The organism is Bradyrhizobium cosmicum, assembly GCF_007290395.2.
GTDB lineage: Bacteria > Pseudomonadota > Alphaproteobacteria > Rhizobiales > Xanthobacteraceae > Bradyrhizobium > Bradyrhizobium cosmicum.
Window position 1 is genome coordinate 5,199,748 of record NZ_CP041656.2, and the last position, 13,341, is coordinate 5,213,088.

Annotated in this window: 12 protein-coding genes; 7 read left to right on the top strand and 5 right to left on the bottom strand. The window is 65.6% G+C overall.

Annotated features, from left to right (window positions below):
* Positions 1-92: 92 nt before the first annotated feature.
* Together FNV92_RS25055 and FNV92_RS25060 are read left to right on the top strand one after the other, a co-directional pair.
* Positions 93-575 carry a sigma-70 family RNA polymerase sigma factor gene (locus tag FNV92_RS25055; protein ID WP_334266067.1) on the top strand — a complete coding sequence of 161 codons (483 nt, stop codon included), beginning with the start codon at positions 93-95 and terminating at the stop codon, positions 573-575.
* Positions 536-2,119: a cryptochrome/photolyase family protein gene (locus FNV92_RS25060; protein WP_244623644.1), complete on the top strand. Its 1,584-nt coding sequence runs from the start codon at positions 536-538 to the stop codon at positions 2,117-2,119. Before FNV92_RS25055 ends, FNV92_RS25060 begins: the two co-directional genes overlap by 40 nt.
* 8 nt (positions 2,120-2,127) lie before the next feature.
* Here FNV92_RS25060 and FNV92_RS25065 read toward each other — a convergent pair whose 3' ends face one another.
* The 3 genes from FNV92_RS25065 to FNV92_RS25075 form a co-directional block, all read right to left on the bottom strand.
* The gene (locus tag FNV92_RS25065; RefSeq protein ID WP_168213573.1) at positions 2,128-2,580 is read right to left on the bottom strand and encodes a TspO/MBR family protein; all 453 of its coding nucleotides are present in this window, start codon (positions 2,578-2,580) and stop codon (positions 2,128-2,130) included.
* A 101-nt stretch (positions 2,581-2,681) separates the two neighbouring features.
* Complete coding sequence (locus FNV92_RS25070; protein WP_015687492.1) at positions 2,682-3,509, bottom strand: hypothetical protein; 828 nt, start codon at positions 3,507-3,509, stop codon at positions 2,682-2,684.
* A gap of 221 nt (positions 3,510-3,730) precedes the next feature.
* Complete coding sequence (locus tag FNV92_RS25075) at positions 3,731-4,630, bottom strand: LysR family transcriptional regulator (protein ID WP_143844127.1); 900 nt, start codon at positions 4,628-4,630, stop codon at positions 3,731-3,733.
* Positions 4,631-4,782: 152 nt separating this feature from the next.
* On the opposite strand from FNV92_RS25075, the gene FNV92_RS25080 reads away from it, so the two are divergent.
* The 5 genes from FNV92_RS25080 to FNV92_RS25100 all read left to right on the top strand — a co-directional run bounded on the left by FNV92_RS25080 (position 4,783) and on the right by FNV92_RS25100 (position 9,906).
* Positions 4,783-5,934 carry an ABC transporter ATP-binding protein gene (locus tag FNV92_RS25080; RefSeq protein ID WP_143844126.1) on the top strand — a complete coding sequence of 384 codons (1,152 nt, stop codon included), beginning with the start codon at positions 4,783-4,785 and terminating at the stop codon, positions 5,932-5,934.
* On the top strand, positions 5,927-6,874 hold the full coding sequence (locus FNV92_RS25085) for a carbohydrate ABC transporter permease (protein WP_143844125.1): 948 nt from the start codon (positions 5,927-5,929) through the stop codon (positions 6,872-6,874). The genes FNV92_RS25080 and FNV92_RS25085 overlap by 8 nt, the downstream gene beginning before the upstream one ends.
* On the top strand, positions 6,871-7,707 hold the full coding sequence (locus tag FNV92_RS25090) for a carbohydrate ABC transporter permease (RefSeq protein WP_143844124.1): 837 nt from the start codon (positions 6,871-6,873) through the stop codon (positions 7,705-7,707). Before FNV92_RS25085 ends, FNV92_RS25090 begins: the two co-directional genes overlap by 4 nt.
* Before the next feature lie 29 nt (positions 7,708-7,736).
* Entirely contained in the window at positions 7,737-9,017 is a 1,281-nt protein-coding gene (locus tag FNV92_RS25095; RefSeq protein WP_143844123.1) for an ABC transporter substrate-binding protein, read from the top strand.
* 64 nt (positions 9,018-9,081) lie between these two features.
* Positions 9,082-9,906: a phosphodiesterase gene (locus tag FNV92_RS25100; RefSeq protein ID WP_143844122.1), complete on the top strand. Its 825-nt coding sequence runs from the start codon at positions 9,082-9,084 to the stop codon at positions 9,904-9,906.
* 21 nt (positions 9,907-9,927) lie between these two features.
* On the opposite strand, the gene FNV92_RS25105 is transcribed toward FNV92_RS25100, so the two are convergent.
* A complete protein-coding gene (locus FNV92_RS25105; protein WP_143844121.1) occupies positions 9,928-10,806 on the bottom strand; it encodes a transglutaminase family protein in 879 nt (292 codons plus the stop codon).
* Positions 10,803-13,328 carry a circularly permuted type 2 ATP-grasp protein gene (locus FNV92_RS25110; RefSeq protein ID WP_143844120.1) on the bottom strand — a complete coding sequence of 842 codons (2,526 nt, stop codon included), beginning with the start codon at positions 13,326-13,328 and terminating at the stop codon, positions 10,803-10,805. Before FNV92_RS25110 ends, FNV92_RS25105 begins: the two co-directional genes overlap by 4 nt.
* Between the last annotated feature and the right edge of the window lie 13 nt (positions 13,329-13,341).

The following is a 13,341-nucleotide window of genomic DNA, read 5'->3' on the forward strand; positions in this document are numbered from 1 at the left end:
CAAGCATCGAGCGTTTGAGCGCCCTGCTCCGGCGTGCCGGAAGCGGCGACCAACGGGCCTTTGCGGAATTGCATGCGTCGACGCGAAACAGGTTGCGCAAGACCGCGCTGTCGGTGTCGCCGTCGATCGTCGATCTCGACGACCTGCTGCAGGAAGCCTATCTCAAGATCTGGAAACACGCCGCGAGTTTCGATCCTGAGCGCGCCTCGCCCATCACGTGGATGTGCACGATCATGCGCAACACCACGATCGATGCGCTCCGGCTGAAGCAGGTAGCGACGACCGATCTGGACGAAGCCTTGTGGGTGCCCGACGCCGGAGGGCGGGATTCCGACCCGTTCGACTACGATCTGGCTCAGCCGATCGCGGCTGGTGTTCTCGGCAGACTTCCACGGGATCGCCGCCATCTGCTCTCGCTTGCCTATCTCGAGGGTGAAAGCCGGCTGAGCCTGTCGCGGCGCTTTGGCGTGCCCGTCGGCACGATCAAGACCTGGCTGCATCGGACGCTGGCCTCGGTCCGTGCCGATTGCATGGCATGTGCGGCGGGCGCGCCCGCGCCGCAGCCCCATCCGTGAGCCTGCCATTGGACCGATCCAGCGAGCCGGAGGACGTCCGCCATCTCGTCGTCGTGCTCGGAGACCAGCTCGACGCCGACAGCACCGCATTCGACGGCTTCGACCCCGCACGAGACGTCGTGCTGCAGATGGAGGTGATCGAAGAGACGTCTTACATCCCGCAACACAGGAAGCGCATTGCCTATTTCCTCGCGTCGATGCGACACTTCAGGGACGAATTGATCGCGCGCGGGCGGCGTGTGCACTATGTCCATATCGACGAGCAGGACAATACAGGGCGCTTCGAAACCGAGATCGCGCGGGCCCAGCGCAGGTTCAGGCCCTCGCGGACGATCGTGGTCGAGCCAGGCGACTGGCGCGTCGCAGAGACGCTACGCCGCCTGCCGCAGATGCCGGAGATCCGCAGCGACAGCCACTTTCTGTGCTCGCGCGAGGAGTTTGCGGCCTTTGCCGCGCGACATTACCGCCCGGTGCTCGAAACCTTCTATCGCGCCATGCGCCGAAAGACCGGGCTTCTCATGGATATCGCGGGACGACCTGTCGGCGGTGCGTGGAATTTCGACGCGGAGAATCGTAAATCCTTCGGCAGGACCAGCCCGTCCATACCGCCGCGACCCGCATGTCCGCCCGACGCGATCACGACGGAGGTGTTGCGGCTCGTCGCTGCGCGCTTCGCAGACAGCCCCGGCAAGCTCGACGGTTTCGACCTGCCCGTGACGCGGACACAGGCGCTGGCGCAACTTGACGCCTTCCTCGCCGAGCGGCTGCCGCGGTTCGGTGATTACCAGGACGCGATGCGGTCCGGCGAGGCCTTCCTCTACCACTCGGTCCTATCGGGCCCGTTGAACCTGCACCAATTGCGTCCGCTGGAGGTCGTCCAGGCGGCGCTGCAAAACACAACCGTTCCACTCAACGCGCTGGAGGGTTTCACGCGCCAGATCATCGGATGGCGCGAATTCGTCCGCGGCATCTATTGGCAGCGCATGCCGCATTATGCGGAAGCGAACACGCTCGATGCCGAACTGCCGATGCCGAAATTCTACTGGACCGGCGAGACCGACATGCGCTGCCTTGCGGAGGCGATTGGTCACACGATCGACTACGCCTATGCCCACCATATCGAGCGGCTGATGGTGCTCGGGCTGTTCGCCATGCTCCTGGGCGTGCGGCCCTACGACGTCCATCGCTGGCACATGTCGATGTTCTGGGACGCGGTCGATTGGGTTTCCCTGCCGAACACGCTCGGCATGAGCCAGCATGGCGACGGCGGCATTGTCGGCACGAAGCCTTACGCGGCGTCGGGCAACTACATCCACCGCATGAGCGATCATTGCCGGCATTGCCGCTTCGACCCCCAAAAGTCGATCGGCGAGGATGCCTGTCCCTTTACCACGCTCTACTGGAATTTCCTGGACAAGCACCGCAAGCGCTTCGCCGCCAACGGCCGGATGAAGAACCAGTATGCCAACCTGGCCCGCAAGGATGCGGGAGAGCTGCGCACGATCCGGCGCCAGGCAGCCGGCATCGCCGAAGCGGTGACGTGATCCGCGGCTCAGTTGAGCCAGAAAATGCTGGCGTTGAGCAGGGTGGCAAAGGCGACCCAGGCGAGATAGGGCACGAATAGCGCCGCGGCGACCCGGTCGGTCTGCCAACGCTCGACGATGAACCCGATGATCGACAGCAGCATAGCGACAATCACGGCCAGCGCCACGCCGGTGTGATGCCAGGTGAAGAAGACCGGCGACCAGGTAAAATTGAGCAGCATCTGCACGGTCCAGAGCAGCATGCCCGCACCGCGCGGCGTCCGCTCCCAGGTCCGCGCCCCGGCCAGCGCGATCAGCAGGTAGATCACGGACCACACCGGCGCGAACACCCAGTTCGGCGGGTTGAACGGCGGCTTGGTCAGCCCGGCGTACCAGCCGCCCGGCAGGTTTGTACTACCGATGACAAAGCCTATCCCGACCACGATCAGGATGAACAGTGCCGCTCTTGCATAACTTGCCATCAGCCAACGTCGCGCGTGATACAGACAGGGAGTATCGACCCAACGCTGCAGCAGCCGCATTGGATCACTGAAGGGACGCGGCGCAACGCCTTGGCCGGCTTTTATTTCTGGGGTCCTGACAGCGAAATCTCGCGCTCGGCGCGGAAGACGTTGCTGTAGAGGTTGGCGATCCACTGCCGGCCGATCTCGGTCTTGTTGAGATAACCGATCTCGGTCTGGATGTGGGGTGCGACGCTGTTCCAGTAGAACTGTGGATAGCGGTTCACGATGTCTGCGGGCGAGTCGTAGCCGAGTTGCCGGTTCATGCCGACCTCCTCGAACTCGTAATAGAGCGCGTTCGCCTTGCGCAGATAATTGGGATCGCCGAGTTGGCCGATGAAATCGGCGGCGCGCAGGATCGAGGCATCCTCGTCGTAGCCCTGGCCCTCGCGGGCCGGAAAACGCGTGCCTTCGATGGCGCGGGCAATGCGCTCGCTGTCGAGCCCCTCGACCGGCCGTAGCCGCTGCTCTACGTACAGTTTCGATCGGTCGACATGATACATCATCAGACTGGCATCCGATGCACCCCGCGGCAGAGAGACCTTGTTGCCCGCCGCGTCGATCACGAAGCCGTCCTCGTCGTCGTCCTCGAACAGGCCACGGACGTAGCCGATGTCGTGGGCGAGGCAGGCGACGAGGATGTGGGTGTAATCCTCCGCCGAGAGGTGTCCATGCAGATGGCGGCCCTGGAGGATCGCCTGGCCCGCCAGCGTCACCAGCATGGTATGCTCGATATTGTGGTAGAGCGCGTCGCTGTTGCCGATGCACTCCAGTGCCGTGCGCGTCGCCCCCTCTACGATCCTTGCGGAGTCTTCGTCGTAGCGCCGACGCATGAACGTGCCCAGCAACTTCTCCAGGGATTCGGCCGCCAGTCTTGGCAACGTGATCATGGATTCAGCCCCGTTTGTCGGTGGTGTCCCACGCGTTCTCCCGACGCCCCGCTCTTGTCCTCGACGCAGAGGCCAGCATAGCCCATCTTGGGCCACCTCACCAAATCCCGGGAACCCAAATTTGGCAATATGTTACAATCCCGCTGCGCAACATCCCGGTTGAGGTTACATTTCGTCACACCTTGAGGTGGGCGGGGAACGGTCCCGGTCCGACCGCCCCTTCAGGGCGCAGCCAGGATGTCGGCGCCATCGGCCGAGCGCGACAGACTTCTGGCCAGATAGAACAGTTCGACCAGTTTGCCGCGTCTGCCGACCAACGAGAAGATGTATTCGGGCGACTCCGCCTTGATTTCCGCGATCGCCACCTTGGCGATGCGATCGACGCGGCTCGAGCCGTGCTCCCAGACAAACCCGACACCGAGCCGATTGGCGACCGCCTCCAGCATGCCCTCCCGCGTGTTGACGATGATCGCTGGACTTGCGCGCAGATTGACGGCGCGAAACGCCCTGTCCACGGCACGCTGGGTCGACGAATCCCGGGTGCGAAAGACCAGCGGATACTGCATCAGACTGGCGACAGACACGCGCGATTCACGGCCCAGGTCGTGAACGGGATGGCAGATCGCGACGACGCGCTGCTGCACGCAGGGCTCGCGACGGAAGCGATTGTCCTGCGGCACCTCCGGCAGCACAGCGACGTCGACGCGCTGGTCCACCACGGCCGCCATGATCGCCGACCAGCTCCCGATCTCGATATTGATCTGAATCTTCGGATACAGATTGCGATAGGCCGCGATCAGCGCCATGCCCGGCATGGCGTTGCCGAGCCCGATCCGAAGCTCTCCCCCCGTCAGCTCATCGCGCTGCTCCAGGATGGCCAGCGCGTCCGCCTCGATCGCCTGCATGCGATTTGTCGAGGCATAGAGCCGTCGGCACAGCGACGTCGCAACCAGGTTCTGGCCGTGCCGATCGAATAGCGCAACGGCGAATTCGGCCTCCAGGTCGCGCACAAGCTGCGCAACCGCCGGCTGCGACACGCCCAGTCGCCTGGCTGCGGCCGCAAAGCTGCCGGTCTCGAACACCGCATTGACCGCTCTGACGCGCGACGACGTCAGCGCCACGACAAACACCCCAAGGCCGATATCCCCCGATCAGGACCACACGAAAGCAAAACCTGGGATACCCATAAGCAGGGCCATTGACCGTTATGTGAATGTCGCATGCGCTCCCTACTCCTCCGTGCGCCGCAACAGGCAGCAGGGGACCAGCGCGAATGGCGCAAATCGAGCTTTCCGCAATCCGCAAATCCTTCGATGGTACCGACGTCCTGAAGGGCATCGATTTCCGGATCGAGGACGGCGAGTTCATCTCCCTGGTCGGGCCGTCCGGCTGCGGGAAATCGACCCTGCTGCGCATCATTGCCGGGCTAGAGCAGCAGAATTCCGGCCAGATCCGCATCGACGGCGTCGCGGTGGACGGCATTCGCCCGAGCGCGCGTAACCTGGCGATGGTCTTCCAGTCCTACGCGCTCTATCCGCATTTGAGTACCTTCGACAACATCGCGGTGCCGTTGCGGATGCGGCGCCTCTCCGCGATCGAACGGCTGCCGCTCCTGGGCGCGCTGCTGCCGAGCCGGCGCGCCAAGGAACGGCTCATCAGTGCCGACATTGCCGGGATCGCCGAGCAACTCGACATCGCTCCGCTGCTGCGGCGCAAGCCCGGGCAATTGTCCGGCGGACAGCGGCAACGCGTCGCGGTCGGACGCGCCATGGTGCGCGAGCCCCGGGCGTTCCTGTTCGATGAACCGCTCTCCAATCTCGACGCGAAACTGCGCGTCCACATGCGCGCAGAGCTCGCCGAACTGCACCGCCGTCTCAACGCGACGTTCGTCTATGTCACGCACGACCAGGCCGAGGCGATGACCATGTCAAGCCGGATCGCCGTCATGATGGCGGGTGAATTGATCCAGGCCGGGACGCCCGCGGAGATCTACAACGACCCCGGCGATATTCGTGTGGCCGAGTTCATCGGCAGCCCCAAGATCAACATTCTCCCCGGCCGGATCCGGAAGGACGGCGGCATCGACGTGCTGGGGACGGCCCTCAAGCTTGCGTGCGGTGCGACGGCCGGCGACTGCCGCGTCGGCGTGCGTCCGGAGCGGATCGAACTCGGCACAGGGCCATTCTCCGGAACGGTCGTCCATCTGGAAAACCTTGGCGCGGAAGCATTCGTCCATCTCGCGATCGAAGGCTCCGCCTTGCGTCTGATCGCGCGGCTCGCGGATGTCAGGCACATGCCTGCGATGGGTAGTCGTTCGGCCTTTGGCTTTGCCCCCGACGCAGTGCGGGTTTTCGATCCCGCCGGGAAGCGGATCGAGCTCAGGCTGGAGCAGCCCGAGCGCATCCGTGAGCACGCCCATGTCTGACGGCTCCATGACGATTGATGCGGCGATCGTCTCCGCCGGTGCCCCAAGCCGCGCGTTGCAGGCTCACGGCAGCCGCCGCACCTACGCCGCCTACGCCCTGGTGACGCCGGCCGTCACGCTCATGCTGGCCATGCTGCTTGGTCCGCTCGCCGGCGTGATCGCGCTCTCCTTCACCGACTATCAGCTCGGCGCGCCGCATTTCTCATGGATCGGGCTGGCCAATTACCACGATCTGTTCGCGGACCGGGTGTTCTGGATCGCGCTCCGCAACACACTGACCTATGTCGTGATCGTTGTGCCCGGCGCCGTGATCGCCGGCCTTGCGATCGCGCTGCTGATCCAGAGCGGGACCAGCCTGCGCAGCTTATATCGGACGATCTACTTTCTGCCTGTCATGGCGACCCTGATCGCCATGGCGGTCGTGTGGGAGTTCATGCTGCATCCGCAATTCGGCCTGGTGAACGGGCTGCTGCGCAGCGCGGGCCTGCCGGCCTTCGCCTGGCTGCAGGACCGCAGCACCGCCCTCTACGCGCTGTGCGCGATCGGCATCTGGCAGGCGGTCGGATTCAACATGGTGCTGTTTCTCGCCGGCCTCGTCTCCATCCCCAAGCAGCTCTACGAAGCGGCCGAGATCGACGGTGCATCGAGCGGCTGGGCTCGCTTCCGCCTCGTGACCTGGCCGATGCTGGGGCCGGTCACGACCTTCGTCGTGGTGATCTCCGGCATCCGCTCTTTCCAGGTGTTCGACACCGTGCACGTGCTGACCAAGGGCGGCCCGTCGAAATCCACCGAGGTGCTGATCCACACCATGTACACGGAAGGCTTCGAATTCTTCCGCTCCGGCTACGCTGCCGCGATCACCGTGGTTTTCCTGGTCTTCGTTCTCGCACTCACGCTCGTCAAATCGAGGCTCGCCGATCGCGGCGTGCACTATACATGAGCCATTCGCATCCTATCCCGTACCGGGCGATACTCCGCCACATCCTCCTGATCGCGGGTGCCGCGATCATGCTGGCGCCGTTCATCTGGATGATCTCGACCGCATCCAAGCCGCAGACCGAGGTCTTTTCCAGCGAGTTGCATCTGATCCCGCACCATTTCGCGCTGTGGGAGAACCTGCGCGAGGCCTTCGCCAAGGCCAATCTGCTGCGCTTCCTGGTGAACGGCGTCATTGTCACGTTCTCGATCTTCGTGCTGCAGATCATGGTGGCGCTGCCGGCGGCCTACGCGCTGGCGAAACTTCGCTTCGTCGGCCGCGAGACGCTGTTCGCGCTCGTGCTGTTCGGGATCCTGATCCCGCCGCAGGCGACCGCGATCCCGATCTTCCTGTTGCTGCACAAGCTCGGCCTGCTCGACAGCTATGCCGCGCTTGTCCTGCCCTTTACGATCTCCGTGTTCGGCATCTTCCTGATGCGCCAGTTCTTCAAGACCGTGCCGGACGATCTCGTCGATGCCGCGCGGATGGACGGCATCTCCGAGTTCGGCATCGTCTGGCGGGTGATGCTGCCGGCCGCGATCCCGGCCGTCACCGCCTTCGGCATCTTCTCCGTGGTGGCGCACTGGAACGACTATTTCTGGCCGCTCATCGTGCTCAACAGCGAACAACTGCGTACGCCGCCGCTTGCCGTGGCGCATTTCCGCAACAACGAGGCCGGCACCAGCTACGGCCCGCTGATGGCCGCGGCGATGGTGATCATCGCGCCGCTCGTCATCGCGTTTCTCTTTGCCCAGCGCCGCTTCATCGAGGGCATCACCCTCACCGGCATCAAGTGACCGCGTTACCTCAACCAGGGAGACTATCCATGCTGAAGTCCTTCATCGCCGCCGCGACTCTGTCGCTTGCGGCCGGCTCTGCGCTCGCGCAGACCCAGACCGAGATCGTGATGCAGTATCCCTATCCGGAGCTGTTCACCGAGACCCACAAGCGCATTGCCGACGAGTTCGCCAAGGTGCACCCGGAGATCAAGGTCACCATGCGGGCGCCTTACGAATCCTACGAGGACGCCACCCAGAAGGTGCTGCGCGAAGCCGTGACCAACCAGATGCCCGACGTGTCCTTCCAGGGACTGAACCGCATCCGTGTCCTGGTCGACAAGAACATCCCGGCCGAGCTCGGCGGCTACATCGCCGCCGAAAAGGATTTCGACAAGCAAGGCTTCCACCAGGCGATGTATGACATCGGCACCGCCGGCGGCAAGGTCTATGCCCTGCCCTTCGCGATCTCCCTGCCCATCGTCTACGTCAATCTCGATCTGGTGAAGCAGGCTGGCGGCGACATCGACAACCTGCCGAAGAGCTGGGACGAACTGATCGCCCTGGCCAAGAAGGTCAAGGCACTGGGCAACGACACCAACGGCGTCACCTATGCCTGGGACATCACCGGCAACTGGTTGTGGCAGGCGCCGGTGTTCGCACGCGGCGGCACCATGCTCAACGCCGACGAGACCAAAGTCGCGTTCGACGGACCGGAGGGCAAGTTCGCAATCAACATGATTGCACGGCTCGTCAATGAGGGCGGCATGCCCAATCTCGACCAGCCCTCGATGCGCGCGGCGTTCGCGGCCGGCAAGACCGGCTTTCACATCACCTCGACCTCGGACCTCAACAAGGTCACGCAGATGATCGGCGGCAAATTCGCGCTGAAGACAATACCGTTCCCCGACGTCGCCCCCTCCACCGGCCGGCTGCCGGCCGGTGGCAATGTCGTGCTGATCCTCGCCAAGGACAAGGCCAAGCGCGATGCCGCCTGGGAAGCGGTGAAATTCTGGACCGGCGCCAAGGGCGCCGCGATCATGGCCGAGACCACCGGTTACATGCCGCCCAACAAGGTCGCCAACGAGGTCTATCTGAAGGACTTCTATGTCAAGAACCCCAACAACTTCACCGCCGTCGGCCAGCTCGCGCTGCTCACGAAATGGTACGCCTTCCCCGGCGACAACGGCCTGAAGATCACCGACGTGATCAAGGATCATTTGAACTCGATCATCTCCGGCGCCCGCGCGAAAGAATCCGATGCCGTCCTCGCCGACATGGCGGCGGACGTGCAGAAACTGCTGCCGAAGACCACCGGCGCGGCGCGCTGAGCGTCCCGACACCGTCAACACAGGGCGCCATCGGCGCCCTGTGCCTCGTCAACCGGAGATGACGATGAAGCTGCTTCATCTGAGCGACATTCACCTGACCGTACCGGGCGCCACCATCGGCGGCCGCGATCCGCGCGCCAATTTCGAGCGGGCGCTTGCGCACGCCCTGCGAGATCATCACGACGCCGAGTTGATGGTGATTACCGGCGACCTCTCGGATTGGGGCGATCTTGCCGACTATCAATGGCTCAGGCAGCGCCTTGATGATTATCCGCTGCCGGTCCGGCTTTGCATCGGCAACCACGACCGCCGCGCCACCTTCCTGAGCGTCTTCCCCGATCTCGCCGACGAGAACGGCTTTGTTCAGGGCATTCACGATACGGCCGCCGGCCGCTGCCTGTTCCTCGACACCGCTCACCCGGAGACGCATGCCGGGCGCTATTGCGAAGACCGTCTTGGCTGGCTCGAGGCACGGCTTGCCGAGCATGACGGGCCGTTTCTGCTATTCATGCACCACAACCCGATGCCGGTGCATCTCGCTCCCTTCGACCAGATTCGCCTGCTCGACGAAGCGCCGTTCCGGCAACTCGTCGGCCGCCATCGGGCAAAAATCCGCCACGTCTTCTTCGGCCATTGTCACCTGCCGCTCGCCGGCTCGGTTGCAGGGATCCCCGCCTCGTCGCTGCGTGGCACCAACCATGCGAGCTTTCCACTGTTCTCCGAGACCAGGCTGCTGAGCGCGTCCGACCTGCCGCAGGCCTATGGCGTCGTCTTTTTCGGGGACGACTACGTGACCGTGCACATGGTGGAATTCGGCTACGACGGTGCCATCCGCGTCGAAGGTTCGCCCGACTACCAGGCCTGGGATCGCGAAACCATGGTGCGATGATCGGCGCACGCCGATCATCTTCTACTCCACCAGCAGCACGTCCACGGCGACACCGAGCTTCTGCTTCCGCGAGCCGACGATGATGCCGTCGACCGGCGAGACGTCGGAAAAGTCGCGAGCGACGGCGAGCACGATATGGTCGTTTGCGACAAGGAGATCGTTGGTGGGATCGAAATCGACCCAGCCGAGCTCCGCCCCGCACCACAGCGACACCCAGGCGTGGGTGGCGTCGGCGCCCTGCAGACGCGGCTGGCCCGCAGGCGGAATGGTGCGTAAGTATCCGCTGACATAGGCGGCGGGCAGACCGAGCCCGCGCAGGCCCGCGATCATCACATGGGCGAAGTCCTGGCAGACGCCGTGGCGCTTGTCGAAGACCTCGTCGAGCGGCGTCGAGATCACCGTCGCCTTGGGGTCGTAGCGAAACTCGGTGCGGATGCGATGCATGAGATCGACGGCGCCGGCGAGGATTCCCGCGCCGGGCGCAAAGCTCAAAGCGGCATAGGCGCTGACCGGGCGCAGCACCGGCACCAGCGGGCTGGCAAAGACATAGCCGACCGGCGAGGACGGCCCGAGGCTGGTCGCCTCGAACGCGAGGTCGCGGATGCTCTCCCAGGCCGGGCTCGCGGCATCGCGCGCCGGCGGCTTGCGCGAGACCGACACGCGCGAGCGCGAGTCGATGCGCAGATTGCGATGCGCCGTCTCGATCACGATGCTCTCGGTCAGCGTGCCGAAGAAATCGCGACGGACATGCCGCTCGGAGGGCCGCGGACGGATCTCGACACGGTGCGAGATCAGCTCCTGGCCGTCTCCGTTCTTCGGCTCCAGCCGCAGCGTGCAGCGCGCGAAGCTCACCGCGCTCTCATATTCGTAGGTGGTGACGTGCCTTATGTCGTAGATCACGCCAGCCCCGTCAGCTTTTCCGGCCGGCTGGCATTCGGGCCGTGCGGGAAGTAATGCAGCCCGATCGCCTCGGCGAGGCTGAGCAGATCCTGCTCCAGCGAGAACAGCGACTTGACCTCGAGCTTCTCGGCTTCAGCCGTGGTCAGCATCGCCTGCACGGCAAGCGCGAGCCGCTGCGGCCGCTCGATCAGGCCGTGCTCCTTCAGGCTCGGCAGCGCGGCGATGTGCTCGTTCAGGGTCGCGACCTGGAACGCCACCGACCGCGGATTGTAGCTGTCGAGCACGGCGAGGTCGCGCACCGGGGCCAGGATCGGCGCCAGCAGATAGCGCGAGCGGTAAGTGATCTGGGAATCCACCAGCGTCAGCAGGATGTCGAGATCCTCGTCACCGGCCTCGTCATAGGCGAACTGGCGCGCGAAGCGCGCGGTGTTGATGGCACGCTCGGTGCGGCGGCCGACATCGAGGAAGCGCCAGCCGGCGGCACGATTCATGTTCTCCTGGGCAAGGCCGGCAAAGCTCGCAAGCTCCTGCAGGGTCAGCTCGGCCGCGCTCAGCACACTGTCGTCGTCCTCGACCTCGACGGCGAGCCGCTCGGCCATTTCGGTGATGACCTGCCAGGCATCGGGCGACAGCCGCTCGCGCAAGGACGTCGCCGTGCGCTGGGCCGCGCGCACCAGCGACAACGCCGAGCCGAAACGCTCGGCGTTCTGCAGCGCTTCGGCGGTGACGCGTCCCGGCGTCGCGCGCGAGGCTTGCGAGATCGCGCCCCAGGCCACCAGCAGGCGCTGGATGCGCTCCGCCGATTGCAGCGAGGCCGCGGTGCCCTTGTTGGGCCCGCTCGGCGAGCCCAGCGCCCGCACCAGCCGCAGCGTCGCTTCGGCGCGCTCGAGATAGCGGCCGAGCCAGAACAGGTTGTCGGCGGCGCGGCTCGGCAGCACACCGGCGATGCGGCGGATGCGCACCTTGTCGGTCGCCGGCAGCAGCGTCGCGGTGGCGACCTTCTTCTCCGAGACGACCCAGACGTCGGCGGCGCGGGCGCCGTCGCCCATCGAGACCGCACGCGCGTCGGCCTGCTCGGCGATCCGGCAGAAGCCGCCGGGCATGATGGCCCAGCCGTCGGGAGTCGCTGCCGCGAATACGCGCAGCACGAAGGGGCGCGGCGTGATCTGGCCCTGCTCCCATATCGGCATGGTCGAAAGCCGCACCACCTCCTGGCCGACATAGTCCATGCCGCGTGCGCTGATGGAATCGATCAGACGCTGGCGTCCGGCCGCGTCGAGCTCACTCGCGAGCACCGGGCCGTTGCTGTCGAACCCGGGAACGCCGCGCCCATAGGCGCCTTCGATCGCGACCTCGTCGAGCCGCGACAGCACCTCATCGCGCGCGATGCGCTGGCCGCACCACCAGGTCGCGATGTGCGGCATCTTCAGCTCTTCGCCGAGCAGACGGCGGCTCAGCGCCGGCAGGAAACCGAGCATCGCGCGCGCCTCCAGCACGCCGGAGCCCGGCATGTTGGCGACGACGACGCCATCCTTGCGCAGCACGTCGATCAGACCGGGCACGCCGAGATGCGAGGACGCATCGAGCTCGAGCGGATCGAGCGAGTTGGAGTCGACGCGGCGGAGCAGCACGTCGAGCCGCTTCAGGCCGGCGACGGTGCGGATGTGAACGCGGTCATCGCTGACGGCGAGATCGTCGCCCTCGACCAGCAGGAAGCCGAGATAGCGCGCCAGCGTCGCATGCTCGAAATAGGTCTCGCTGAAGCTGCCGGGCGTGAGCACGCCGATCCGCGGTTCGTCGCGGTCGGCGCGCGCGCGCAGGCTGTCGCGGAACGCCTCGAAGAACGGCGCGACGCGCGGCACGTTCATCGACTTGTAGAGATCGGAGAAGGCGCGCGAGAGCACCAGGCGATTCTCCAGCGCGTAGCCCGCGCCCGACGGCGCCTGGGTGCGGTCGCCGAGCACCCACCAGCGGCCGTCGGGACCGCGGCCGACATCGGCGGCGTAGAGCGAAAGGTAGCGCCCGCCCGGCGGCGGCACGCCGCAGACGGGACGGAGATATTCGGGGCTGCCGGCGATCGCAGCCGCCGGCAGCGCGCCTTCCGCGGCCAGCCGGCCTTCGCCATAGATGTCGCGCAGGACGAGCTCGAGCAGCTCGGCGCGCTGGGTGATGCCGGCGGACAGCTGCTTCCAGTCGGCCTCGTCGATCAGCAGCGGCAGGTGGCTGAGCGACCAGGGCCGGTCCGCGCCGTCGCCGGGGGCGCGGTAGGTGACGCCGGCCTCGCGGAGGTGGCGGTCGGCCATGCCAAACCGCCGCTCGATCTCGTCGGGCGCAAGCGCGCCGAAGGCGTCGAAAAAGCGGCCCCAGACCGCGCGCGGGGCGCCGTCGGGCCCCAGAAACTCGTCGGGGATGCCGGGCAGCCGGCGATAGTCGCGGACCCATTGCGCGAGGCGGCGCTGGCCTTCGCGCTGACCTTGCGCCTTACCCGCCCTGTCGTCCTCTTCGGCTGCGCCCTCGCCCATGCGCCTCTCCCTG